Genomic DNA, 1783 nt, shown 5'->3' with positions numbered 1-1783 from the left:
CCACCCACCTGCAACGACATACCCAACTCCTCGGCCAGCACAACTCGTTACCGCAAGCGTGCCGGAGAAGAAGAGATCACCAGGCCGAATTGCGCACCAGAGTCGCCCTGGTGGCTGACCACACCCATGCAGCAGCACACCCAACACAACCCGCACCCCTGAAAGACTCGCACCGCGGATCCGTTGCGGCCGATCACGCCCACGCGGCGAAAGCCGCACATCAATACAACCCGGCGGCCCCTAAAAGACTCGGAGTGCAGCACTGTCGTAGTTGGTCGCGCTCCTGAGAACGGGGGTGCGGTGGTTCTTTTGTCTTTGGGGCCCGCAGACAAGTACTCATCGCCGTCCAAGTTCTTCAGGGGCGCGGGGAACTGCGCGAGCGACCAGGGTTCAGCCGCAGTTGATGCTCAGCATGATTTTCGCCAGGCTCCTAGCTCGTATTTTTTCTCCAGTGAGCTGAGGTTCAGCTTTTTTGAATCTGTGCAGAATTTGTTTGTCGGGAGTTCGTATTCCACGTGGAAGACGGCTTTGTTGGCGGTGATGAAGGGGGTGAGGGTGTCGCATTCCTTGTACTGGGCGCACTGTTCGTTGACGGCGAAGTCGAAGTCGTTGAGGAGTTGGGGGATTTGGGACATGTCGTTCTTGAGGCCGACGGACATGCCTCGGGCGTGGGTCAGTTTGGCGATGAGGCGGTTGTAGGTGAGTTGGTCGGCGGGGGTCAGGGGGAAGCCTGTTCTGTTGAGGTAGCCGTCCATGTTGTCGGGTTCCACGGCGTCGAAGCCTTTGGACTTGCACATGTCCAGGCGGGCGGCCATGAGGGGTTCGAGGATGGCGAGTCGGCGGATGTCCAGCCAGCTTTCGCCGTCCCAGCCGTTGCTTTCGCCGATGACGGATCTGGGGAATTTCTCGGCGTCGGGACGCCAGTCCTCGTAGGCGCCCGTGGAGATGTAGCAGATGACTTTGCGGCCGGCGGCGTGCAGGGCGGAGACGGTCGCCTTGGACTGGTCGAAGCCGTCGATGTCGTAGACGGGGACGTCGACGGACGTGTCGAGCTTGCCGCTGAGCTGCCACTGCCAGCCGACACCGGGCCTGGGCTGCCAACGTCCGCTGGAGGAGGGGGTGTTCGCGGGAGGCGGGGCGGGGTCTTCCTCGTCCGCCCCGGAGGAACCGCCGCAGCCCACGAGCAGCAGCAACGGAAGAACAGCAAGGGTGGTTCGTCTCAACGGAACGGCTCCAGACAGTGTGAGGACGTACCTCAAGGATGTAGGTATGGCCAACGCTTCACCGCCAGGTGAACACTTGCGGGCATGAGCGAACGCACACACCCGCGTAGGCTCATGCCGGGATCTCTCGCACCGGTTCGCCGCGCCGATGCGACCGACCCCGGGCACGACCGTGCGCGCAGGTCCGACCTAAGGTCGGCCACCGGGCCCGGTCGACCCACCCGTTCGGCCACAGCACTCTCATCGGAAGCGGAGAAATCACCACCGTGACTGCTCTCACTCTCAGCACCGCCGCGGCGCCCGGCCTCCGGGCCGACGCGATCGTGATCGGTGTCGCCAAGGGCGCGAAGGGCCCGGTCGTCGCACCGGGTTCGGAAGCCGTGGACAAGTCCTACGACGGCAAGCTCGCCGCCGTCCTGGAGACCCTCGGCGCGTCCGGCGCCGAGGGCGAGACCACGAAGCTGCCGGCGCCGGCCGGCTTCAAGGCACCGCTCGTCCTCGCGGTGGGCCTGGGCGCCGAGCCCGCGAAGGACGCCGGGTACGACGCGGAGGCGCTGCGC

At 64.8% G+C, this 1783-nt stretch carries 2 protein-coding genes; one reads left to right on the top strand and one right to left on the bottom strand.

From position 1 onward, the window contains the following. Positions 1 to 407: 407 nt before the first annotated feature. Positions 408 to 1223 (bottom strand): endo alpha-1,4 polygalactosaminidase, encoded by an 816-nt coding sequence (locus tag ACVNF4_RS35645; RefSeq protein WP_461806982.1) that lies wholly within the window; start codon positions 1221 to 1223, stop codon positions 408 to 410. Positions 1224 to 1489: 266 nt separating this feature from the next. Between ACVNF4_RS35645 and ACVNF4_RS35640 the strand changes: the two genes are divergently transcribed. Further along, positions 1490 to 1783: M17 family peptidase N-terminal domain-containing protein (locus ACVNF4_RS35640; RefSeq protein ID WP_461806981.1), on the top strand; the 294-nt coding region annotated here is incomplete at its 3' end.

This window comes from Streptomyces sp. S6, assembly GCF_054880855.1.
Note: the sequence above shows the minus strand (reverse complement) of the source record. Positions and strands in the feature narration are given on the sequence as shown.